Genomic DNA, 23,460 nt, shown 5'->3' with positions numbered 1-23,460 from the left:
ATGCCATAAAACCAATAAATAACCATAACTAACTTATTTTTAAGGACTAAAAGTAAAATGTTTATGCTACTGCCCAATCCTCTCACCAGAAGTCTGTTCCTGACCCTGCCGCTGCTCTGCGCCGCTTTACCCGCCACCAGTTATGCCGCAGAGACCCTCCAGCAGATTGCCGGTAAAAATATTCCTTCGCAGGCCAGGCCGCGCGTGTTTGTGCTGACCGATATTGGTAATGAGCCGGACGATCAGATGTCACTGACCCGTTTCCTGCTGTATAGCAACGAAATGACGGTCGAAGGACTGGTCGCGACCACCTCCACCTGGCAACGGGAAAAAGTGCATCCCGATATGATTAACCTGGTGCTGGGTCACTATGCGGAAGTGCAACCAAATCTGCTGAAACACGATAAACATTATCCTTCTGCGGCAGAGCTTAAAGCGCTGGTGGCCTCCGGTCAGCCGGCTTATGGCATGGCCGCCACCGGTAAAGGCAGACAGAGTAAAGGGTCAGATCTGCTGCTGAAATCGATTGAACACAGCAGCAATGCGGCCAGCCCGCTGTTTATCAATCTCTGGGGGGGCGCCAACACGCTGGCACAGGCGCTGACCGATTTATCAGCGAAATATCCGGCGGAGAAAGTGCAGGCGTTAACCCGTAATCTGATTGTCTATTCCATCTCCGACCAGGATGACGCCGGTTACTGGGTACGTCAGCACTATCCGCAGATTAGCTATATTGTTGACCCCTCCAGTCAGAACGGCGACGACTATGCCAGAGCCACCTGGACCGGCATCAGCGGCGATAAATATTACCGTAATGCGCCCGGCGCCGATTTCACCACCGTGTCCCAAAGCTGGCTGGATAAACATATCCGCAGCAAAGGGCCGTTAGGCAAAGGCTATCTGCAATATGCGTTTATTATGGAGGGCGATACCCCGGCCTTCCTCGGCTTAATTCGTAATGGTCTTAACAGTGAAATGAATCCGGGCTGGGGCGGCTGGGGTGGGCGTTATATTGTGCGCCAGCCACAGAATGAATCACATCCGATCTGGAGCAGCGGTGGCGATTTCTATCCGGGCAATGCCAATGCCGCCGATACGGTAACAGGCAGTGACGGTAAATCTTACACCTCCAATCAGGCGACAGTCTGGCGCTGGCGCGAAGCGTTCCAGCACGATTTTGCCGCCAGAATGGACTGGAGCATTAAAGATTACGCCGCAGCCAACCATAATCCGCAGGTGGTGGTAAATGATAAAGCGGGTAAAGAGGTTGTGACCCTTGCCGCCAGAGTCGGAGAAACCCTGACGCTGAGCGCCAAAGGCTCGCGCGATCCGGATGGTAATAAGCTGAGCTATAACTGGATCCGTTATCCGGAAGCCAGTTCCCCTCTTGCCCAGCCGGTGGCGCCAGAAAAAGTGGTCGGTAAACGTGGCGAAGAGTGGCTACAGGCGCCGCCCGTGTTATCGCTTAGCGGTAATCGCCAGCAAACGGCCGAGGTAAAACTGGAAAATAGCGGCACCGAACATATTATTCTGGCGGTGACCGACGATGGCACCCCGGCATTGACCTCCTATCGCCGCATTATTATCACCGCGCAATAACCCTGCTAAGAAGTCAGGAGAGGTGACTCTCCTGACAAATACCTTCCTCCCGCGCGACAAAGATAATGATAAGCATTATCATAAATAACACACCTCACAGCGGGACAGATCAGATGCAGCCGGAATCAGCGCAGAGCGTAAGCACGGATTGTTGTATTGTTGGCGGAGGTCCGGCCGGACTGATGCTCGGTTATCTGTTTGCCAGAGCGGGTGTCAGGGTCGTGGTGATTGAGAAGCATGCCGATTTTCTGCGTGATTTTCGCGGCGATACCATTCATCCCTCGACCCTGCAAATTATGCATCACGCAGGCTTACTGGAAGAGTTGCTGCGCCTGCCGCATCAGAGGGCGGAGAAATTGCAGGCAGAAGTCGGCGGTGAAGAAGTTACGCTGGCGGATTTCACCCGTCTGCCGGTGCAGTGCCGCTTTATCGCGTTTATGCCGCAGTGGGATTTCCTTAACTTTCTCGCCCGCAAAGCCGCTGAACTGCCATCCTTTACCCTGCTGCAATCTACCGCTTTTGACGATCTGCTGTATCAGAATGGCAGCGTCTGCGGTATTCGCGCGACTGCTGACGGGGAAGAAATTGATATCCACAGTCAGCTGGTGATTGGTGCTGATGGCCGCCATTCACAAGTGCGGGAAAAAGCCGGATTACGCGGCCAGTCTTTTGGTTCGCCGCGCGACGTACTGTGGCTGAGGCTCACCAAAGCGGACAGCGATCCTGCATGGGGAATGGGCCATAAAGGGCCGAAGCAGAATTTTATTATGATCGATCGCGGCGAGTTCTGGCAGTGTGGCTACTCAATCACCAAAGGTGACTATCCGGCGCTACAGGCGGCGGGACTCGATGCGTTAAAAAGCCAGATTGCCGATGTTGCGCCCTTCCCGGCTGAGCGACTGGCCGAGATCAGCGACTGGGACCAGCTTAAGCTGCTGGTGATCCGCATAGACCGTCTCGATCACTGGATGAAACCCGGCTTGCTGTGCATTGGTGATGCGGCGCATGCGATGTCACCGATTGGCGGCGTCGGCGTCAATCTGGCGATTCAGGATGCGGTCGCCACCGCGAATTTGCTGACGCCCGCGCTACGTAAAGGCGCGGTCAGCCTGCATCAGCTGGAAAAAGTGCAGAAACGGCGCCAGTTCCCGACCCGTGCCACGCAGTTTTTGCAGATAAAAATGAGCGGTAAAAAGCGCAAAGGCTCGCAGGGCAGTCCGCTGCCCAGGCTGATCAAACGGCTGCCGTTTCTGCCGTATGTTTTTGGCTGGATTATCGGGCTGGGCTTTCGCCGCGAAACGCCGCGTCACCTTCGTTAAGCCGCGCCACTGTTACGCCGGTACAGGCGGCGCGGGTGCCCTACTTTGCCGTACAGCATCTCGACACTCAGCACGCCTTTATCGACGCAGTGTTCCAGATAACGCCGGGTGGTGGTCTTGCTCAACCCGGTTTCCGCCACCACATCATCAATCGAATAGCAGCGCTGGTCGTTAAGCGTAAAAAACTGCTCAATACGTTCCAGCGTTTTATGCTCAATGCCTTTACTGCCGCCATCCTGGCCCATGCCCGTCGCCTGCAATTTATACAGATTATCGACATTCTGCTGATCCACCACCTTCCAGGTGCGCTGGGTTTTCGTAAACTCGACAAAGCGCGCCAGCGAGTGTTGCAGGCGACGCCAGGAGACTGGCTTCAGAATATAATCAAAAGCGCCGCAGCGAATCGCCTGACTACAGGTATGCATATCACTGGCGGCGGTAATAAAGATCACCGAACACTTCAGTGATTTAATCAGCTCGCTTTCAATCAGGGTGATGCCCTGACCATCCGGCAGGAAGTTATCAAGCAACACCAGTTGCGGTCGCTTTTCCTCCAGCATCCTGCGCGCTTCACTTAAGGTAGAGGCAACGCCGCTCAGTCTCAGCCAGGGGTGATTCTCAACCAGATCGGCATGCAGCCGCGCCAGCTGACTTTCATCCTCAACAATCAGTACATCTATTATTTCAGGTTGCATAAATGTCATCTTCCTGGTGATGCGGTTTGTTATCCGGAATAAACAGGGAAAAAACGGTGCCGCGCGGCAGGTTCTCCGCCACTTCAATCGTCCCTTCAGCCTTGGTGACATAACTGGCTACCAGATGCAGACCCAGCCCGTGGTCGCCCTGCGGCTTAGAGGTCACGCCAAAAGTAAACAGGTCTTCACGCAGCGCGGGGGCAATACCGCAGCCCTGGTCTGCCACTTCAATCACCAGTTCTCTTTCACCACTGGCGATATACACCTCCACTGGCGCCCAGGGCGGTTCACTCATTAATGTCGCTTCAATGGCGTTATCCAGCAGATTGCCAATAATCGACATCAGCTCAGTTTCCGTCAGCCGCTGCGGCAGATGAGTGATGCGGCAGGCGGGATCAAACGCCAGCGCCACTCCTTTCTCCTGCGCGCGGGCATACTTGCCCAGCAGCAGGCCACACAGCATCGGCGAACAGAAGCGCGTGGAGACAAAATCCAGCACCTCCTGCGCACTTTCCGACTGCGCTTCAATATAGCGAATCGCTTCGTCGTAGCGTCCCATATGCAGCAGCCCGGCCAGCGTGGCGGTCCAGTTAAGCTGCTCGTGTCGCATAATGCGCAGATTGTCGGCATAGCGCTGCACCTGACTCAGCTGAATACTCAGCCGGTCAATCTCATTGCGGTCGCGAAAGCTGATCACCCAGCCCTGCAGATCATCCTCCAGCAGAATACGCACCCGGCTGGCAATCACCGTCAGCTGGTTAAACAGGCAGATCTCATCATGGGTATCTTCCGCCAGCATCTGCGCCGGATCGAAAAAGGGCACCGGCCTGATCACCTCCGCCAGCGGCTGACCACGCAGTGCCACCGATGGCGCGCTGATCCCCAGCAACGATTTCGCCGCCTGGTTAATCACCGCAATACGCAGCTGATCGTCAACCGCGATCACCCCTTCATAGATCGACTCCATCAGCGCTTTTTGCTGCCGCACCAGCAGGCCAATCTCGCGCGGCTCCAGCGAGAACATCTGCTTTTTAATCCCGCGCGAAAAGAACCAGCAGAGAATAAACAGCGCGCTCAGCACCACCACGATAGTCAGCAGTATATTGATCACTTTACCGCTGGTGACATTGTCGATATGGCTGGTCAGATAGCCAACCGAGACAATGCCGATCACCGCGCCAGCCTTATCCAGCACCGGCGCTTTGCTGCGCAGCGAAATACCGATGCCGCCCTGCCGCACGGTGGTGGTGCTTTTCCCCTGCAATACCTCACTGTTATCGCCGCCGACCAGTTCTTTCCCCACCCTTTCACTGTGTTGTGAATGATACAGGTGCACTGCCTGACTATCACCAATAACAATAAAACTGGCATCGCTGTGGCGGGTAATATTATTCATCAGCCGGGCGATCGCCGGGATATTTCGTGCTTTAATCGCCTGATTCAGATCGGGGATCACCGCGATCTCTTCTGCCTGTATTTTCGCCCGCACGCCCATCTCATCATAAAGCTGACGATCAATATCCAGGTAATAATAAAATCCCAGCAGGGAGAACAACAGCAGGAAAAACACTGTCAGCCAGAGGAAAAGTTTTATCTGGAAAGAGAGCTTCATTCGCATAGGCAGGCCAGACACCGAAAAAACAGCCTGTAACCCTAGCACGTAAGCCACTGTCTGACTGCGACTTTAACGGAAAGTTGTGATCTTCCCCACAGTGAAGGTGAGGACGTTATTGGCGCTATTTAACGCAGTCTTTATTTAAAAACAAACCTCAACATAACGCTCACAGTTAATTAACAATAACTATTTTACGCCAGAATAAATAACATCAATAACAACGAATCTGACGCATAATAATAAAAACCATAAACTCCACGTATTTATTATTTTATCTAAGCAATAATAAAAACCTTAAAAACCATAGAAACCTTTAAAAAACCGTTTTTAATTTGCGACGCTTCACATCCCTTGCCGTTCTGAACAATTAGTCTGGGCCGACATAATGACAAAGGGGCTTATAGCATGAGCACAACTGATGATTCTTTCTCTGTACCGCAAACCCAGGATCCCATCGCACTGAAGCAGACCAGTGTGAAGGAGAAATGGTGGCATATTCTCGATACCTGGAAGGTGGGCATTATTCCGCTGCCGTTGTTTGTGCTGGCAGGCGCGCTGATTGCCATCGACTGCCTGGGCGGAAAATTACCGAGCGATATTGTGGTGATGGTCGCCACACTGGCGTTCTTTGGTTTTGCCTGCGGTGAATTTGGTAAACGCCTGCCGATTGTTGGCAAGATGGGCGCGGCAGCAATCTGCGCCACCTTTATTCCCTCGGCGCTGGTCTATTACGGTTTACTGCCGGATGTCGTCGTTGACTCGACGACTAAATTCTTTAAAAGCACCAACATCCTCTATTTGTATATCTGCTGCATTATCGTCGGCAGCATTATGAGTATGAACCGCACCACCCTGATTCAGGGCTTTCTGCGCATCTTCTTCCCGATGCTGTGCGGTGAAGTGGTCGGCATGATTGTCGGTATGGGCGTTGGTGTCGCGCTGGGTATGGAACCCTTCCAGATCTTCTTCTTCCTGATCCTGCCAATTATGGCTGGCGGCGTCGGTGAAGGCGCCATCCCGCTGTCGATTGGTTATGCCGCCTTACTGCATATCGATCAGGGTGTTGCGCTGGGCCGCATTCTGCCAATTGTGATGCTGGGCAGTCTGACCGCCATTGTCATCTCCGGTTGCCTGAATCAGCTTGGCAAACGTTATCCGCATCTGACCGGCGAAGGTGAACTGATGCCGGCCAGCGAAAAAGAGCGCAAAAACAGCACGGCAGCCAGTGCGGTATTTAGCGGTAAAGCCGATGTCTCGACGATTGCATCCGGCGCGTTGCTGGCGGTACTGCTGTATATGGTCGGTATGTTAGGCCACCGCATTATTGGCCTGCCCGCTCCGGTCGGCATGCTGTTTGTCGCGGTGCTGATCAAGCTGTGCCACGGCGTCTCACCGCGCATGCTGGAAGGCTCGCAAGTGGTGTACAAATTCTTCCAGACCTCGGTGACCTACCCGATTCTGTTTGCAGTGGGCGTGGCGATCACCCCATGGCAGGAGCTGGTTAACGCCTTCACGCTGTCAAATCTGCTGGTGATCGTCAGCACCGTCTGCGCTCTGGTCGGCACCGGCTTTCTGGTCGGTAAAAAAATCGGCATGCATCCGATCGATGTGGCGATTGTCTCCTGCTGCCAGAGCGGCCAGGGCGGCACCGGCGATGTCGCGATTCTGACCGCCGGTAACCGCATGGTACTGATGCCGTTTGCGCAAATTGCCACCCGCATCGGCGGCGCGATTAACGTTTCAGTGGCGCTGCTGGTTCTCGGCAACTTCCTTATTTAATCCTCAACCCATCAGGGACAGGCTATGAAACTTGCAAGCTATCTTCACCAGGGCATCCGTAGCTACGGCATTCCCACAGCGGAAGGCATGATCGATTTAGGTGTGCATCTCGGTCATCTGTTTCCGGATTTGAAAGCGCTGCTGGCTAACCATGGTTTAGCGCTGGCGCAGGAGCTGGCGCATCTGCCGCCAGATCTCCGCTTCGATGAGCTGACCTTCCTGCCGGTGATTGAGCACCCGGAAAAAATCCTCTGCGTCGGGATGAACTACGCCGAAAAGCGCAAAGAGTTTGACCAGCACAATCCGGCGCCGACGCTGTTTGTACGCTTTGCCGATTCGCAGACCGGCCACGCCTCGCCGGTGATTAAACCGCACTGCTCCAGCGAGTTTGACTACGAAGGCGAGCTGGCGGTGATTATTGGCCAGGGTGGCGAAAATATTCCGCGCGCCACGGCGCTGTCACATGTGGCCGGTTACAGCTGCTATATGGATGGCTCAGCGCGCGACTGGCAGCACAGCTGGTTTACCGCCGGTAAAAACTGGGCCAGCACCGGCGCTTTTGGCCCGTGGATGACCACCAGCGATGAAATCCCCGACCCGCAAACGCTCGGTATTCGCACCTGGCTGAACGGCGTGATGGTGCAGCAGGACAACACCAGCAGCATGATCCATAACGTGGCGGAGCTGATTGAGTACATCAGCACCTTTACCCATCTCAGCGCGGGCGACGTGATTATCACCGGCTCCCCGGGTGGCGTCGGCAAAAAACGCACGCCGCCGCTGTTTATGCATCCAGGCGACCAGATCGAAGTAGAAATCGACAAAATCGGCCATCTCAGCAATGTGATTGTCGCCGCCGTACAGCCGCAGAACGCCGTGGCATAACTGACGCACGACCTTTTCCGGGCGCACGCCGCCCGGCGTTTGAGACCAGCAGCAGGGACAGAACTATGTTTAATCGTGATGCCATCGACTTTAGTGTGATTGACGTTGTGCAGCAGCCGGCGGCGCTGGAAGAGGTCCGCGCGCTACTGGAGCAGAGTCAGCTGGGCATGGATGATGATATCGAACTGTTTGTGGTGGCTTATCACGGGCAGCAACTGGTCGGTTGCGCCGGGCTGGTAAGTAATATTATTAAATGCGTTGCGGTGCGCGCAGATATGCGCGGCGCTAATCTCAGCGCGCGCCTGCTGAGTGAAGTGGAAAACCTGGCGGTGCGCAACGGCCATTTCCATCTGTTTCTGTATACCCGCCCCTGCAATCTGGCGCGCTTTCGCGGCTGCGGATTTTACCCGCTGGTGCAGTGGGACAAGGTGGCGGTGCTGATGGAAAATACCCCGGTCGGCATTCAGCACTATTGCCAGCGGCTGACGGCGCAGGCGCGGCGCGGTGAGCGCATCGGCGCCGCGGTAATGAACGCCAACCCCTTTACCCTCGGCCACCGCTATCTGACGGAACAGGCCGCCGCGGCCTGCGACTGGCTGCACCTGTTTGTGGTGCGTGAAGATGTGTCGTTTTTCCCGTTTCGCGCCCGGCTGGAGATGGTACAGCAGGGGGTGGCCGATCTGCCGAATGTCACCGTACATGCCGGATCCGAATACCTGATCTCGCGCGCCACCTTTCCGGGCTATTTTCTGAAAGATGCCGGGCTGGTCAATCAGACCTGGAGCGCGATGGATCTGCTGATTTTCCGCAACCATATCGCCCCGGCGCTGGGCATTACCCATCGCTTTGTCGGCACCGAGCCTTTCTGCCCGGTCACCCATCAGTACAACCTCGATATGCAGCAGTGGCTGGAAGACCGCAGTCGCTCGCCGCGGCCGCCAGTAGCGGTGGTCGAAACGCCACGCAAGCGCCATCCGTCAGGCCGGGCAATCTCCGCTTCCGAGGTTCGCGCGCTGCTGCAAACCCAGCAGTGGGCGCGCATCGCCGAGATTGTGCCGCCAACCACGCTGGCGCATCTGCAACAGCACTACTGCGTGGCCGTGGCTTAACCCATTTTTATTAATCAGGACAGTAATTATGAGAATTATTCAGGAAGCACTCGCCGGTACGGTGGAATCCAGCGATCTGCTGGTGAAAATCGCCCCCGCTGAGGGCGAATTTAACCTCGTTATTAACAGTGAGGTGATGAAACAGTTTGGCGATCAAATCCGCCTGGTGGTCAGCCAGACGCTGGCCGCGCTGGATATCCGTGAAGGGCTGTTTCTGATCGAAGATAAAGGCGCACTGGACTGCGTTATCCGCGCACGCGTGCAAAGTGCGGTACTGCGCGCCGCGGGCGTCGATGAGATCAACTGGGAAAAACTACAATGAAAAAACTCCGCCGCAGTATGCTGTTTCTGCCCGGCGCCAATGCCGCGATGTTATCGACCGCGTTTATCTACCGCCCGGACGCCATTATGTTCGATCTGGAAGACGCGGTGTCGCTGCGCGAAAAAGACAGCGCACGCATTCTGGTGTTCCATGCGTTGCAACATCCGATGTATCAGGATATCGAGACCGTCGTCCGTATTAATCCGCTTAACACCCCGTTTGGTCTGAAAGATCTGGAAGCCGCAGTGCGCGCCGGGGTGGATGTCATCCGCCTGCCGAAAACCGATACGCCGGAAGATATCTATCAACTCGAAGCCCATATTGAGCGCATCGAGAAAGCCTGTGGCCGCACGCCCGGCTCCACGCAAATTATGGCGGCGATTGAATCGGCGACTGGCGTGATCAATGCGGTGGCGATTGCCCGCTGCTCGCCGCGGCTGATTGGCATCGCCCTCGCCGCTTTCGACTATGTGATGGATATGCAAACCGAACGCGGCGACGGCACCGAGCTGTTCTACGCGCGCTGTGCGGTGCTGCATGCCGCGCGCGCGGCCGGCATCGATGCCTTTGATGTGGTGTGGTCCGATATTAATGATGAAGCCGGTTTCCTGCGCGAGGTCGAGCTGGTGCGCAAAATGGGCTTTAACGGCAAATCACTGATTAACCCGCGTCAGATCGAACTGCTGCACAACGCCTATGCGCCGACCCAGGAAGAGGTTGATTACTCACGCCGGGTGATTGCCGCCGCCGAAGAGGGAGAACGCAACGGACTGGGGGTGATCTCGCTGAACGGCAAAATGATCGACGGCCCGATTATCAATCATGCCCGGGTGGTACTGGAACGCGCGTCTGCCTCCGGCGTACGCCGCTAACGCTGCGAACATATAACAGGAACGAGTAATGAGTAACCTGACTGAAATGCTTCATATGCAGTATCCCCAGCTGCGCGATCTGCGCCCGTTTGATCGCGCCCATAGCAGCACGCCATGGCTGGATGATGCTGCTGGCAAAAACCAGCGTAAGTTATGCGCCAGCGTCGAAGATGCGGTGGCGCGTTGCGGCCTGCGCGATGGGATGACAATCTCTTTCCATCACGCTTTCCGCGAAGGTGACCGCACCATTAACAGTGTGGTCGCCACCCTTGCACGGCTGGGATTGAAAAATCTGACGCTGGCCTCCAGCTCGCTGATGACCTGTAACGAGGCGTTAATCGAGCATATCGAGGCTGGCGTGATTACCCGGATTTACACCTCCGGCATGCGCGGCAAACTGGCCGATGCGATATCCCATGGCCTGATGGCCGAACCGGTACAGATCCACTCCCATGGCGGCCGCGTAAAACTGCTGCAGGACGGTGAGCTGAAGATCGACGTGGCATTTCTCGGCGTGCCATGCAGCGACGAGTTTGGCAATGCCAACGGCACCCAGGGGAAATCCTGCTGTGGCTCGCTCGGCTATGCAATGGTTGACGCGCAGTTTGCCCGCCAGGTGGTACTGCTGACCGAATCGCTGGTGCCTTTCCCGAATATGCCGGCCAGTATCATGCAGGATCGCGTCGACTATATTGTGCAGGTGGAGGAAGTGGGCGATCCGGCGAAAATCAGCGTCGGCGCCGCACGCGTGACCAGTAATCCGCGCGAACTGATGATTGCCCGCAGCGCCGCCGAAGTCATCGAGCACTCGGGCTATTTTCGTCAGGGCTTCTCGATGCAGACCGGCTCCGGCGCTTCCGCGACCGCCTGCACGCGCTTTATGGAAGAGAAGATGGAGCGCCAGCAGATTGTCGCCCGCTTTGCGCTCGGCGGCATCACCGGCAGTCTGGTGGATTTACATGAAAAAGGACTGATTGAGACACTGCTCGATACCCAGTGTTTCGACGGCCAGGCCGCCGCTTCACTGGCGCGCAATCCCGGACATATCGAGATCTCCACCAACGTCTATGCCAATCCGGCGGCGAAAGCCACCAGCTGCGATCAGCTGGATGTGGTGATCCTCAGTGCGCTGGAGATCGATACCGACTTTAACGTCAATGTGATTACCGGTTCCGACGGCGTGATGCGCGGCGCTTCCGGCGGTCACTGCGATGTCGCCAGCGCCGCCAATCTGACGATTGTCGTGGCTCCGCTGCTGCGCAGCCGTATTCCCACCGTGGTGAAACGCGTCACCACCCGCGTTACGCCCGGCGAAAGCATTGATGTGCTGGTCACCGATCACGGTATCGCCGTCAACCCGGCGCGAGCAGAAATTCGTCAGCGCCTGGTTGCCGCCGGGTTGCAGGTGATGGATATCGACACCCTGTATCAGCGCGCCATTTCACTGTGTGGCGAGCCAAAACCCATCGCCTTTACCCAGCGAATTGTCGGCGTGATCCGCTATCGCGACGGCTCAGTGATCGATGTGGTTCGTCAGGTTAAGGAGGAGTCATAATGTCAACGCTTACGCCCGCTACTGCGGGCGTTACCCTGTCTGAACTGCTGGATGCCAGAGAGGCACGCGCACAACGGCAGTCCGACTGGTTAACCCGCTACGCCCGGCCGCTGGTTTCGCTGACTTTAGTCACGCCCGGCGCGGTAAAAGATAACAGCCGCTATCACCGCACCATGGGCATTGCGTTGCAGGCCTGCGATCAGCTGTTCTGGCAGCATCACTGGCCGGTTGTCGCGCGCCAGGTGCTGTGGTTGCCGACCGGCGCCGAAGCGCTGTGGTGTATTGATCACGGCGCGCCGGAGATTAAAGCCGCAACCGTCGCGCTGGAAGCGGAGCATCCCCTTGGCCGCCTGTGGGACATCGATGTGATTTGCCCGCAGCAGGGGCTGATTGGCCGCCGTTCACTCGATGAAGCCAGCCGCCGCTGTCTGATTTGCGACGGTCCGGCGCACGCCTGCGCCCGTGCGCGCCAGCATCCGCTTGAGCAGGTGGTGAAAAAAGTGGAGGGGATTATTGATGCCTGGTTTACCCGTGATTAATCCGGCGCTGGCGGCAACGGATATTGCGCTGCTGGCCGAACAGGCGCTGTTGCAGGAAGTGTGGCTGACGCCGAAGCCGGGGCTGGTCGACGCCAGCAATAGCGGCGCGCATCGCGATATGGATCTGCCGCTGTTCCTGGCCAGCATTGCCGCCATCGCCCCGTGGTTTACGCAGTTTGTGACGGCCGGAGAGCAGGCAGCGGAACTGCCCGCGACTCAGGCGCTGGCGCAGGTGCGCCCGGTCGGACTGGCCTGCGAACAGGCGATGTTTAGCGCCACCGCGGGCGTCAACAGCCATAAAGGTGGCATCTTCTCGCTTGGCCTGCTCTGCTTTGCTGCCGGACGGCTCACTCAGCATGCGCTGCCGCTTACCCGGTCGGCATTATGCGCGGAAGTGGCTGCACTGTGCAGTGGCCTGGTAACGCGCGAATTGCGGCAGTCACGCCGTCAGGCCACGGTCGGCGAACGCCTGTACCAGCGCTACGGCCTGAGTGGCGCGCGCGGTGAAGCGCAGAGCGGGTTTGCCACCGTGCGCCGCTATGTGCTGCCTTACTGGCATCAGGAACAGGATGCCAGCCGACGTCTGCTCGCGGCGTTGTTACGCCTGATGGCGGTCAATGCCGATACCAATCTGGTCGCGCGCGGCGGCCTTGCAGGTCTGCGCTATGTGCAGCAGTCCGCGCATCAGCTGCTGAGCGGTGGCTGGCAGATTGCCGATCTGCAGGCGATGGATCAGCAGCTGACGCGGCGCAACCTCAGTCCGGGCGGCAGCGCCGATCTGCTGGCGGTCAGCATGGTGCTGGCTGCCTTTCCGGCATGATCGAGTTTCTGCTGGTTCCCGGTCTGCGTGACAGCGATCCCGCCCACTGGCAAAGCGCATGGCAGCAGCAATATCCGCACTGGAAACGCATCACGCAGCGTAACTGGAGCCAGCCGGATCTGGATGGCTGGTGTGACGCCATTAGCCGCCAGCTGCCGCCACCCTGCCCGCCTGCGCTGCTGATGGGGCACAGCTTTGGCGCGCTGGCGGCATTAAGCTGGGCGCGCCTTTATCCTGAACGCGTTGCCGGTCTGGTGCTGGTCGCGCCAGCAGAGCCGCTGCGCTTTCTGGTTGAGGATCGTATTCTGCCGCAACCGCTGCCCTGCCCCAGCCTGCTGTTCGCCAGCCATAACGATCCGCTGCTGCCGTTTGGCCGCGCCAGTTTCTGGGCTGAAGCCTGGGGCAGCACACTGCTGGATATTGGCGAAGCGGGACATATTAATAGCGAAGCGGGTTTTGGTCCGTGGCCGTGGGGACTGGCGCAGGTTATCGCCTTTGCCGCCAGCCTTACGCCAATGACATTGGACTGAGCGCGGTCACTCTGTTATAGATCACAGCATGCATCAGGGAACAGATTAAAGGCCGGGAATGACGTCTTTCGAAAAAACCGAGGTGGTAGCATTCAGTCAGCAGCAGATGTATCAACTGGTCGCCGATGTCGCCGCCTACCCTGATTTTCTGCCGTGGTGCCACCGCGTCGAGATCCTCGACAGCCATAACAATACCAAACGGGTGCGCATTGGCCTGCAACACAAGCCGCCGCTGCAACTGAGTTTAACCACCGTTGCCACCTTTGATCCCGATAATTCACTGCATCTGAAGCTGAGCGAAGGCTCGTTTCTCTCCGCCTTTGAAGGCGAATGGCGCTTTACGGCGCTGTCGGCGCAGCAATGCAGTATCACCTTTACCGTAAGCTATCGCTTTGCTAATCCGTTGCTGAAGCTGGCACTGGCGCCGTTTTTCAGTATGGTGGTGCGCATGCTGCCGGGGCTGTTTATTCGCCGCGCGCAGGATATTTATCCGCACAGCAGGTAAAAAAAACCGCCCGGGGTGTCCAGGGCGGGCTTTTGATTGGGCGCTGAGTTAACGCCAGATATCATCAATCACTTCAACTTCTTTGCGCGCAAAGGCCTCATCAATCCACCCACGCTCAAGTGAACCGGTTTTCGCCAGCGCAAAGTTATGCTCATCGACAATCAGGTACGACTGCGCGGCACGTAAAATGCGCTCCGCATCGCTGGCCGGGATAATAATCACGCCATCGGCATCACCCAGCACAATATCGCCGGGGAAAACCGGTGCTTTGCCGCAGGCGATCGGCACATTGATTTCTCCCGGACCATCCTTAAACGGCCCGCCGGGGGTGTGGCCGGCAGCATACAGATGGAAATCCATTTCAGAGATGCCGGTAATATCACGGATTGGCCCGTCCAGCACGATGCCTTCAACGCCCTGATAACGCGCATATGTGGTCATCACCTCCCCCATCAGCGACTGACTGCGGTCGCCTTCGTTTGACAGGATAATCACATCATCTTTGCCCGCGATATCCATCGCTTTATGCAACATCAGGTTATCGCCGGAACGCGCTTTTACTGTCACCGCCAGGCCACACATCACCGGTTTCACAGGATTGCTCATCAGTTTGATCTCTGATGACAGAGCCGGCAGACGACTCATACAGTCCGCGACCACCGCAGCCGGTAGCTGGCGGAAGGCTTCCAGGTAAGGCGCGGCACCACCAGGGCGTTTCAGGAATACACGATTGCCAGTAGTCATCTTAACCTCTCATATCAAGTGATTTTTTCTTCGCGGAATCAACCAGATTTGTCCCGGCGGATGGCGTGTCTTTGGTAAACGCACCGCTTAACGGCGTGCCGTCAACGGCATCGTAGTAGCGCAGCGCTTCGGGTTTCAGCCAGCGCTGGACGCGTGAAGGCATATCAAAACCAATCAGCAGGATCACCACGAATGTCAGGGTAAATGACAACCCGCCCAGTGCGGTTCCCAGACTGAAGTTCTGCGCGATGGTAGCGCCCAGCACTGGCGCCAGCGCGCCGCCCAGCGAACCGATGTTATAAATAAAGCCTAAGTTAGCCGCGCGCTGGTCGGTATCGAAATAACCGCTGATCATTTTGGCCAGCAACCCGCCAACCCCCTGGCTGAACAACTGCTGCAAAAAGATCAGAATACATAACAGCCAGACACTGGAGCCGGTCAGCGCAAAGACCGGGATGATAATCACCTGAGCAATCAGCAGGCTGATAACGTAGGTTTTGCGGGTGCCTAATTTGTCAGCCGCGATACCGGCAAGACAACATCCCAGCCCCATACCGAAGCGACTGAAAGAAAAGACCAGTGCCACAATTTCCGGTGAATAGTGCAGCTCAGATTTCAGGTAAGTCGGCAACAATGCATGGATCGGCCAGCCATAGAGAAATACGCACAGGATGGTGACCGTCAGCATCAGACTGGTCGGCCAGCGTTTCCCGCCGCTCTGGACCAGAAAAGAGACAAAAATTATCGCCACAATCGCCGCAAATAACGCCACCACCCCGGCGGCGGTTTTATGACTAAAGCAGAGATAAAGTCCGAAGGCCGCCACCAGTGAGAACACAATATTCATCACATTGCGCGATCGATTTTCACTGCGATAGAGCATATCGACCATCGTTAACGTCGGCTGACTGTTTTTGGCTTTATTTTTTACCCACTCTTCCGCTTCGGGAATTGCACGTCTGAGCCACAATGCGTAGAAGATAGGGATAATGCCGAGATAAAACAGCACCCGCCATCCCCATAAAGGCACCACCACACTGTAGGCCAGCACCGACAGAATCGCGCCGGCGGAAAAGCCTGAATTAAGAAAAGCGCTGGCTTTATTTCGCATATCTTTAGGCCAGGTCTCAATAACATATGCCGAGCTGGTGCCATATTCACCGGCCATACCCACGCCGACAATAACCCGCGCGACAAACATCCAGCTATAATTTGGCGCTAAACCACAGGCTAACGTACCACCAGCAAACAGGACAATACTGGTAATCATCGCGCTTTTACGGCCAAACTTATCGCCCATTGCTCCCAGTGCCAGTCCACCAAACCAGCGTAATATAAAGGCAGCAGAAATAAGCCCGGCGGCTTCTACGGTTGAAACCTGATATTCACTCATAATCTCGGTCAGGACCAGAGTAATTATCACAAAATCAAAACCGTCGAGCATATACCCCATCCATGCGGCCCAGAATGCTTTCCATTGTGTTTTCGTTAGTCTGCGATACCAGGGCAGTTGCGGCGTAATCGTATTCATTTAAACTCTCCGGGGTTTATTACCGACTAATTTGCCGACACCAGAACTTTCCCATGGGAAAAATAACTTTCCAGATTGGAGAAACACAAATCTGCCATTGCCTGCCGCGTTTCATGGGTGGCGCTGCCCACATGCGGTGTCAGAATCACGTTGTCCATCGCCAGCAATGCGGCGGGAATAAACGGCTCCTCGCTAAATACATCCAGTGCCGCGGCCTTAATACCGCCACGGCTTAATATTTCAGTCAGTTCAGGTTCGTTAACCACCGTACCGCGCGAGATATTAATCAGGGTTCCGGTCGGTCCCAGCGCAGTCAGCACGCCACGATCCACCGCCCCCTGCGTGTTACTGCCGCCCGGCACCGCCAGCACCAGAAAATCACTGAAGTCGGCCAGCTCTGTCAGGGTGGCAAAATAACGGTAATCAACACTGTTATCTTCACGGCGGTTGCAATAGGCGACAGACATATTGAAACTCTGCGCGCGACGGGCAATCGCCTTACCGATTTTACCCAGACCAAAAATACCGATTTTTTTGCCACTCACTTTGCCTGACAGCGCCGGGGGCTGTGAATGCCAGTTACCGTTGCGGCAGAATCTGTCTTGCAGTAACAAATTTCTGCTGCTGGCCAGAATAAATGTCAGCGCCAGATCCGCCACATCATCCGTTAAAACATCGGCGGTAATCGCCACGCTGATATTTCTTTCTCTGGCGCTGAGTAAATCAATACCGTCAGTACCAATACCAAAAACTGAAATAACCTCCAGGTTGGGTAACCGGGCCATAATTTCAGCATCCACCCCCACATCACCGCGGGTGGCGATAGCGCGGATTTTCTCTCCGTGATGCTGAATATAACGGGAAATATTTTCATGCTCATACAACAAGTGGCAATTAAACGTTTCTTGCAGCTTAGCCGTTAATTCTGGCATTAACGGTTTTATAATTAATAAGTCAATATTGTACGCAGGCATATTACTTCCTTATTTTCATCAGGCAGCAGGTGATGATGCGAATACATTATTTCCAATTCTGGCCTGTTCAGATGACACAGCCATATTGAATGACTCTTAATAAATAGACTAAATGGTTTTAGTTTTGTGATAAATGTCACAGAGCAGATTATGTTACACGACTCTGTTACGCATAACATAACCTTTATCACAAATCAGGCTGCCTGAAAGGTGAAAAAAACTTTCCTCATTCCGCTACTGCCAATTTCCCGCACCTGTTTACGGCTAAAATATAAATCAGCATCGTTGATCAACGCGTCGCAATATTTACCAGCCGTGGGCTGTCGATTAACAGGCGAAATGCTGCTTCAATTTCTGCCGGGATATCCACATGGGCAATAAAGTTTTTTCCCTGCGGACCATAACCCCTGGCATCATCGCGCAAGCGCGGAATCTCTCCCAGCAGCAGTGACAGAAAACGCTCCAGCGACCAGAGACCCTGCTCCGGTACACCGCTAAACTCTGCTTCGCCATTGTTCAGCGCCAGCTGCGGCACCAGTACCGGCCAGTTTAAAAAAGTGGCCGCCAGCCCGGCCTGCTGCCAGTGATGGCTGAAGGTGGCAAAAGTACGGCGCTGCATCAGCGGATCCTGCACCAGCACGATACGCTGCGCCTTAAGCTGTTTGTCAGCCAGTAACTGACAGCTAAAGGCGGCGTTCTGCCCGCAGTTAGTTGAGGCTTCTTCGCTAAAAATCTTCTCCGCCGGAATAGCGAAGCACTCCAGCGCGATCGCGCGCAACATCGCCGCTTCCGATAATCCGTCGGTGTGCAGATGCTGATAGCGCGGATGCGCTGCCATCGCCTGCGCCAGAAAAACCGTCGAATGGCCAATACCGCCACTCAGCAGCAGCGGCAGCTGATATTCGCGTGCAAGGCTGAAAGCCCCTTCGATATTCGGCAATACCGCATGGCCCGCCAGCACCAGCAGGTCAGCATCGAGTGTGGCGCGCTGTGGCGTCACATCGTCCAGCGCCAGCCAGCGCGCAATAGTATTGATCGCTGCGCATTGCGCCGGGTTAAGGGGGATTTGCGGCATTTCGGGTTCCTTAAAGGAGATCTGGGAGATATCACATCATCAGATATCTGATGCAGGCTGAAAACCCTGTTCGACGATTTTCAGACTACGTGAATTATTTGCTACACTCGCGCCAACATATTCAGGAGATAGCCATGACATCCCGTTCGGTGACCCTTGAAGACGTGGCGAAACTGGCCGGCGTCTCCTATCAGACTGTCTCACGCGTGCTGAATCATTCGGCAAAGGTTTCCGCGGCCACGCGCGAAAAAGTCAGTGCAGCGATGCTGCAACTTAATTATGTGCCGAACCGCGTGGCGCAGCAGCTGGCGGGAAAAGCGACCCGATCCCTCGGGCTGGCCACCACCGATTTGATGCTGCAGGCTCCGGCGCAAATTGCTTCGGCGATCCAGCATCGCGCTGCCGCACTTGGTTATCAGCTGGTGATTGCGATGGCTGACCTGCCTGGTTTCCCCTCCGCGCAGGCGGCAGTCAATGATTTGCTGGCGCAGCGTGTCGACGGATTGCTGCTGAATCTGCCGTTGCAGAACGATGAAGCGCAGGCGTTGGATCAACTGTGTGGTCAGCTGCCCTGCCTGTTTATGGATGTCGCCAGTGATGCCGCGGTTAACCGCTGCCAGTTCAGCGCCAGCCAGGGCGCGCGTCAGGGTGTCGAGCATCTGTATGCCCTCGGGCACCGGCAGATCGCGCTGATTAATGGCCCGCTGACCTCGGTTTCCGCGATGCAGCGTTTTCAGGCGTGGCAAAGCGTGCTGGCCGAACACCAGCTGGCACCACATTCGGTGCATCAGGGAGACTGGAGTGCAGAATCGGGCTATCAGGCGGTCAGATCGCTGTTACCGGATAATCTGCCGACGGCGCTGCTGGTTGCTAACGACCAGATGGCGCTGGGTGCGATGCGCGCCCTGCACCAGCAGGGTATTCAGATTCCGCAGCAGATCTCAGTGGTTGGCTATGACGACACCGCCGAAAGCGCCTGGTATCAACCACCGCTCACCACCATTCGGCAGGATATTCGTTTACTCGGTAAGCAGAGTGTCGATGGCTTAGTGGCGGCGATTCAGAGTCAGCAGGGAGAGCAGCTGGCGCCGTTATCCACCGAACTGGTGGTGCGCGAGACCACGGCCAGCGTGGATCAGGGAGCGGATATTAGCGAAGTCGCCGGGCAGTTAGCGTCGCTGGCGCAGCAGTTAAGACGGTTGAAGATTAAACCGTAGGGGCGGCGTTCTCACCGCCCGTATCACAGGTTAGCACTGTGTCTGCTATTTGAGCGGGAGCCGAAAACGGCTCCCCTACGATGTTGCAGATTGTCAGGGGAAAGTTATTCTTGTGGCTTTGGCTCGCCCATCGCTTTCAATTTCTTCGACAATTCACGACGTTCTTTCGACAGGTCGGCGTTTTTGATGATGTAGTCATCAACGCGATCTTCATAGTCGCTGCGCATGCTGGCGATGATTTCCTGAATGGCTTCAATGCTCATACCTGGCTTGATGTATTCGCCGAGGTTATCCAGCAACAGCACACGTTTCTGGTTATCACGAATTTTCTTTTCGTTGTCGTGAATTTCACGCTGCAGTTTATTCTTACGACGGAACATACGTACGAACTCCAGCACGTCCTGAAAAGATTGCTTTGCGTTTTCCATGATGACACCTTTCATTGGGCCTGCAGAGGCAGGCGTAATTGTCGTAGCCTTCAGCTTAGCGGCTCACTGTCGCCGTTGGCAATTCTTCACATTCAAATTCAGACAGGCGCTTATCTTAGCGCGAAAAGTGCCAGCGGCGCAGTAAGTTGTTGTTAAAGCTCTGCCGTCGTCATTGTGATACGTTACTTACGCATCGCCAGCCGAATCAGATCCGACAGACGCTCCAGCTGACGCGTCAGCTCAAGACTCAGCCAGACGTAGCCGTGGATCTGGGTCTCCACCCGCGGATCGCTGTTCGCCTCGGCGATCAGCTGTTTCAGCTCCTGCGACATCTCCGCCAGTTCGGCGCTGGTCGCCGCCAGTTTACTGGTATCGGCGCTTAACAGCGCCGCCGAAAGCGCCTGCAGGGTCTGCCCGGTCATCTGCTGGGTACGACGCAGGGTTGGCGCGTTAAGCATCAACAGGTGACTTTCACGCGACGACCACCAGGCATTGATTTGCAGCTCCAGCGTACACAGCATATTGCGGTTAACCGTCTGGATACCATCCAGCACCGACTTCGGGATGCGGGTTTCTTTGCTGGCGGGGTCGAGGAAGGCGCGCATTTTCACCACTTCCGTCAGCAGGCGCTGCATATGTTTGGTGAGCCGGGGTTGCTCCACCAGATTTGGCGAGAAACCGGCATGATGCAGTTTCGCCATCGAAGAGAGTGCGTCGGAGAGTTTAATCCGCCAGTGGGTATAGGCCTTCTGCGGGTAGATACTGCTAAACAGCAGCGCCAGCACGGAACCGAGGATCACATCACCACCGCGCCACAGCGCCGTCTCGAAATCACCGGCAGGCGCGCCGCACACCACTGCCAGCGTAATTCCAATCAGCAGCGCCATATAGGGATGTTTACCCAGCGTCAGATAGCCGCTGAGAAATACCACTACTGCGCACCATGCCAGCATGCCCGGCAGCGAGATCAGTTCCAGTTTCAGCGCAATCAGGCCGGAGATGGAGCCAAACAGCGTGCCGCCGATGCGCTGCACTGCACGCGGCAGCACGTTGCCCCACGACGAGATCGGTCCCATTACTACGACCAGGGTGATTAATGGCCAGGTGCCTTCGGGAATATCCAGCCCGCGCACCAGTAAAAAGGTCAACACAAATGCCAGTGAAATACGGCAGCCATGCACAATACGGTAATGTCGGTAAATGCTGAATTCAATGGCCGAAAGCGGCTTGTCGGGGCGCAAAAGTGTTCTCCGGTGAGTAATAAAGCGTTCGGGCGTTATCATAACCGATCGATTTGTACGGTTTTAAACCCATTATCGCTATTTCATCACCGTTTTTGCCGGTTTTACCTTATCACCTGGTTTAATTAACAATAACCCAACAGCTGCTAACCTTTGATTAGCAGCTGTTTTACCGGCTATTCCCTTTTCCGGCGGCGTACTGCTCAGGATTTAACCACCGGCACACAAATCTCAAACTCCCAGATGCCACTGAGTGAGCCGTCGTTAAGATAGCGATCAAAACAGGGAGCATCGGCTTTGTGGTAATCACTGCCAGCCAGCCACGCAAACATCGCCAGCCAGGGTTTGGCAAAATCGCCATCCTCAACCCGCACCTGCGCTACCGCATAGGTGCCAGCCGCCAGGTGACGAATCTCAACTTCATCGCTGTGCGACGGCAGGATAAAATCATCCGGCACGCTTATGGCGGTATCAATACGCAGCGCCTCTTCCGGCACCACTTCCGGGTTATCGTAGTAGACCGCCAGCCAGTCGCCGCCGACAATCTGGTGCTGTGTCACCCAGTGACCTAATTTCTCAAAACCCGCCGGTGCGGTTTGCGGCCAGGGGCCTGTCAGGCGATAACCCGCGATGGTTCGATGCGGTAGTTCCATAATCTGCACATTCATCTGCTTGCTCCTTTTATTGACTGATTAGCCATCGATAGTAGCGCATGGCGCGCGGCGCAATCTCCGATCGCGGCGGCAATAATAAGATAACGGCATCGGGAAAGAGGGAATACGGGCGCGCTGAACGCGCGCCCGTCAGCATCAGAATGTCAGTTTCAGATAATCTTCAATACGGGTCACCACGCCTGCGGTGGCGACACCCTGTAATGTCATCAGCGGATAGCTGGCAATCTGCTTGTCGCCCGCCATCAGCTGGATAGTACCAACCTGCTCATGGGCTTGCAGTGGTGCTTCCAGATCTTTTCGGTCAATAACGTATTTCGCTTTAATACTTTTCACCTGGTCGCGCGGCAGTGACAGATAAATATCTTTATCGACACCCACCTCGACCTGATGCGGATTACCGTACCAGACGGTTTCATGGCCGATAGCTTTGCCGGCATGGAACAAATGCACGGTATCAAAACTGTTCTGACCCCAGGTCAGCAGCTTGCGCGCCTGCTCTTCACGGCCTTTCGTACTTTTACCGCCCATCACCACCGCAATCAGGCGGCGCTGCCCCTCGGTGCTGGACGCGATAATATTAAAGCCCGCGCTTTCGGTATGACCCGTTTTCAGCCCGTCAACATGCAGCGTTTTATCCCACAGCAGGCCATTACGGTTCTGCTGGGTAATGCCGTTCCAGGTAAGGGATTTCTCGCCGTACATCTGATAGAAATCCGGCTCGCCCTGAATAATTGCCCGTGACAGTTTCGCCAGATCGCGCGCGGTGGTGAACTGTCCCGGCGCATCCAGTCCGTGTACGGTTTCAAAATGGGTATTCGTCAGGCTGAGTTTAGCCACATATTCATTCATCATTTTAACGAAACCCGCCTCGCTGCCAGCGACATAATCCGCCAGCGCCACGCAAGCATCGTTACCAGAATCGATAATGACACCCCGGCTGAGGTCACGCACCGTCACCTTCTCGCCAGGTTTCAGGAACATCAGTGACGAACCTTTAAACACCGGATTACCCGCGCCCCACGCATCGTTACCCACTGTTACAATATCGTCACGGGTGATATGGCCATTATCAATTGCACGATCAACCACATAGCCAGTCATCAGCTTGGTCAGGCTGGCAGGATTACGCCGCTCATCGGCATTGCCTTCGGTGAGGATCTGGCCGGTAGTGGCATCCATTAGTACCCAGGAGGCCGCATCAACCGCTGGCGGGGTTAACGGGAAAGGCATCGCACTCTCATCGGCATGCGCCAGGGAAACAAAAGCCAAAAACAGACTAAAACTTGCAAGCTGACGCCTTTTCAACGGTTCTTCCTCTAATCAAAAACATTTAGTTAATCAGGGCGATGTTTTACGGTAATCAATCTGCGATTGCGTTAATCAATTGCAAGTAAATATGAATAATTTCCTGCAGCGCTTCCGATCTGTTTTT

Annotated in this window: 23 protein-coding genes; 13 read left to right on the top strand and 10 right to left on the bottom strand. The window is 55.6% G+C overall.

What is annotated here, in order from left to right; all coding sequences use genetic code 11:
- The first annotated feature begins 57 nt into the window (after nucleotides 1-57).
- Together N5923_RS15445 and N5923_RS15440 are read left to right on the top strand one after the other, a co-directional pair.
- Complete coding sequence (locus N5923_RS15445) at nucleotides 58-1,599, top strand: DUF1593 domain-containing protein (RefSeq protein WP_267143626.1); 1,542 nt, start codon at nucleotides 58-60, stop codon at nucleotides 1,597-1,599.
- A gap of 113 nt (nucleotides 1,600-1,712) precedes the next feature.
- Nucleotides 1,713-2,918, top strand: a complete 1,206-nt coding sequence (locus tag N5923_RS15440; protein WP_267143625.1) for an FAD-dependent oxidoreductase — start codon at nucleotides 1,713-1,715, stop codon at nucleotides 2,916-2,918.
- On the opposite strand, the gene N5923_RS15435 is transcribed toward N5923_RS15440, so the two are convergent.
- A complete protein-coding gene (locus tag N5923_RS15435; RefSeq protein ID WP_267143624.1) occupies nucleotides 2,915-3,613 on the bottom strand; it encodes a response regulator in 699 nt (232 codons plus the stop codon). The genes N5923_RS15440 and N5923_RS15435 overlap by 4 nt on opposite strands.
- Complete coding sequence (locus N5923_RS15430) at nucleotides 3,603-5,225, bottom strand: ATP-binding protein (RefSeq protein ID WP_267143737.1); 1,623 nt, start codon at nucleotides 5,223-5,225, stop codon at nucleotides 3,603-3,605. The genes N5923_RS15435 and N5923_RS15430 overlap by 11 nt, the downstream gene beginning before the upstream one ends.
- A 408-nt stretch (nucleotides 5,226-5,633) precedes the next feature.
- On the opposite strand from N5923_RS15430, the gene N5923_RS15425 reads away from it, so the two are divergent.
- The 10 genes from N5923_RS15425 (at nucleotide 5,634) to N5923_RS15380 (ending at nucleotide 14,144) form a co-directional block, all read left to right on the top strand.
- Nucleotides 5,634-7,007 (top strand): 2-hydroxycarboxylate transporter family protein, encoded by a 1,374-nt coding sequence (locus N5923_RS15425; RefSeq protein ID WP_267143623.1) that lies wholly within the window; start codon nucleotides 5,634-5,636, stop codon nucleotides 7,005-7,007.
- Between the two features lie 24 nt (nucleotides 7,008-7,031).
- The gene (locus N5923_RS15420; protein WP_267143622.1) at nucleotides 7,032-7,892 is read left to right on the top strand and encodes a fumarylacetoacetate hydrolase family protein; all 861 of its coding nucleotides are present in this window, start codon (nucleotides 7,032-7,034) and stop codon (nucleotides 7,890-7,892) included.
- Between the two features lie 65 nt (nucleotides 7,893-7,957).
- Nucleotides 7,958-9,001: a [citrate (pro-3S)-lyase] ligase gene (gene citC, locus N5923_RS15415; protein WP_267143621.1), complete on the top strand. Its 1,044-nt coding sequence runs from the start codon at nucleotides 7,958-7,960 to the stop codon at nucleotides 8,999-9,001.
- 28 nt (nucleotides 9,002-9,029) lie between these two features.
- Nucleotides 9,030-9,323 (top strand): citrate lyase acyl carrier protein, encoded by a 294-nt coding sequence (gene citD / locus N5923_RS15410; RefSeq protein WP_267143620.1) that lies wholly within the window; start codon nucleotides 9,030-9,032, stop codon nucleotides 9,321-9,323.
- Nucleotides 9,320-10,195, top strand: a complete 876-nt coding sequence (gene citE / locus N5923_RS15405; protein WP_267143619.1) for a citrate (pro-3S)-lyase subunit beta — start codon at nucleotides 9,320-9,322, stop codon at nucleotides 10,193-10,195. The genes citD and citE overlap by 4 nt, the downstream gene beginning before the upstream one ends.
- Nucleotides 10,196-10,223: 28 nt before the next feature.
- Complete coding sequence (gene citF / locus N5923_RS15400; RefSeq protein ID WP_267143618.1) at nucleotides 10,224-11,750, top strand: citrate lyase subunit alpha; 1,527 nt, start codon at nucleotides 10,224-10,226, stop codon at nucleotides 11,748-11,750.
- Complete coding sequence (gene citX, locus N5923_RS15395) at nucleotides 11,750-12,289, top strand: citrate lyase holo-[acyl-carrier protein] synthase (RefSeq protein ID WP_267143617.1); 540 nt, start codon at nucleotides 11,750-11,752, stop codon at nucleotides 12,287-12,289. The genes citF and citX overlap by 1 nt, the downstream gene beginning before the upstream one ends.
- A complete protein-coding gene (citG, locus tag N5923_RS15390; protein WP_267143616.1) occupies nucleotides 12,267-13,109 on the top strand; it encodes a triphosphoribosyl-dephospho-CoA synthase CitG in 843 nt (280 codons plus the stop codon). The genes citX and citG overlap by 23 nt, the downstream gene beginning before the upstream one ends.
- Nucleotides 13,106-13,639, top strand: a complete 534-nt coding sequence (locus N5923_RS15385) for an RBBP9/YdeN family alpha/beta hydrolase (protein ID WP_267143615.1) — start codon at nucleotides 13,106-13,108, stop codon at nucleotides 13,637-13,639. The genes citG and N5923_RS15385 overlap by 4 nt, the downstream gene beginning before the upstream one ends.
- 58 nt (nucleotides 13,640-13,697) lie before the next feature.
- On the top strand, nucleotides 13,698-14,144 hold the full coding sequence (locus N5923_RS15380; protein WP_267143614.1) for a type II toxin-antitoxin system RatA family toxin: 447 nt from the start codon (nucleotides 13,698-13,700) through the stop codon (nucleotides 14,142-14,144).
- A gap of 48 nt (nucleotides 14,145-14,192) precedes the next feature.
- On the opposite strand, the gene N5923_RS15375 is transcribed toward N5923_RS15380, so the two are convergent.
- The 4 genes from N5923_RS15375 to N5923_RS15360 all read right to left on the bottom strand — a co-directional run bounded on the left by N5923_RS15375 (nucleotide 14,193) and on the right by N5923_RS15360 (nucleotide 18,468).
- On the bottom strand, nucleotides 14,193-14,888 hold the full coding sequence (locus N5923_RS15375; protein WP_267143613.1) for an RraA family protein: 696 nt from the start codon (nucleotides 14,886-14,888) through the stop codon (nucleotides 14,193-14,195).
- A gap of 1 nt (nucleotide 14,889) precedes the next feature.
- A complete protein-coding gene (locus N5923_RS15370) occupies nucleotides 14,890-16,419 on the bottom strand; it encodes an MFS transporter (RefSeq protein ID WP_267143612.1) in 1,530 nt (509 codons plus the stop codon).
- A gap of 26 nt (nucleotides 16,420-16,445) precedes the next feature.
- Nucleotides 16,446-17,393, bottom strand: coding sequence for a 2-hydroxyacid dehydrogenase (locus N5923_RS15365; protein WP_267143611.1), 948 nt, complete (start codon nucleotides 17,391-17,393; stop codon nucleotides 16,446-16,448).
- A 289-nt stretch (nucleotides 17,394-17,682) separates the two neighbouring features.
- Nucleotides 17,683-18,468, bottom strand: coding sequence for a YdcF family protein (locus N5923_RS15360; protein ID WP_267143610.1), 786 nt, complete (start codon nucleotides 18,466-18,468; stop codon nucleotides 17,683-17,685).
- A 134-nt stretch (nucleotides 18,469-18,602) separates the two neighbouring features.
- Here N5923_RS15360 and N5923_RS15355 point away from each other — a divergent pair, with 134 nt between their 5' ends.
- On the top strand, nucleotides 18,603-19,685 hold the full coding sequence (locus N5923_RS15355; protein ID WP_267143609.1) for a LacI family DNA-binding transcriptional regulator: 1,083 nt from the start codon (nucleotides 18,603-18,605) through the stop codon (nucleotides 19,683-19,685).
- Between the two features lie 104 nt (nucleotides 19,686-19,789).
- Here N5923_RS15355 and N5923_RS15350 read toward each other — a convergent pair whose 3' ends face one another.
- From N5923_RS15350 to dacD, 4 genes are all read right to left on the bottom strand, one after another.
- Entirely contained in the window at nucleotides 19,790-20,113 is a 324-nt protein-coding gene (locus N5923_RS15350) for a DUF496 family protein (RefSeq protein ID WP_267143608.1), read from the bottom strand.
- 182 nt (nucleotides 20,114-20,295) lie between these two features.
- Complete coding sequence (locus N5923_RS15345) at nucleotides 20,296-21,354, bottom strand: FUSC family protein (protein WP_267143607.1); 1,059 nt, start codon at nucleotides 21,352-21,354, stop codon at nucleotides 20,296-20,298.
- A gap of 203 nt (nucleotides 21,355-21,557) precedes the next feature.
- Nucleotides 21,558-22,022, bottom strand: a complete 465-nt coding sequence (gene sbmC / locus N5923_RS15340) for a DNA gyrase inhibitor SbmC (protein ID WP_267143606.1) — start codon at nucleotides 22,020-22,022, stop codon at nucleotides 21,558-21,560.
- Between the two features lie 141 nt (nucleotides 22,023-22,163).
- Nucleotides 22,164-23,333: a serine-type D-Ala-D-Ala carboxypeptidase DacD gene (gene dacD / locus N5923_RS15335; RefSeq protein WP_267143605.1), complete on the bottom strand. Its 1,170-nt coding sequence runs from the start codon at nucleotides 23,331-23,333 to the stop codon at nucleotides 22,164-22,166.
- Between the last annotated feature and the right edge of the window lie 127 nt (nucleotides 23,334-23,460).

It is taken from the genome of Winslowiella arboricola (genome assembly GCF_025527015.1).
Classification (GTDB): domain Bacteria; phylum Pseudomonadota; class Gammaproteobacteria; order Enterobacterales; family Enterobacteriaceae; genus Erwinia; species Erwinia arboricola.
This window is presented reverse-complemented; position numbering and strand designations above follow the sequence as displayed.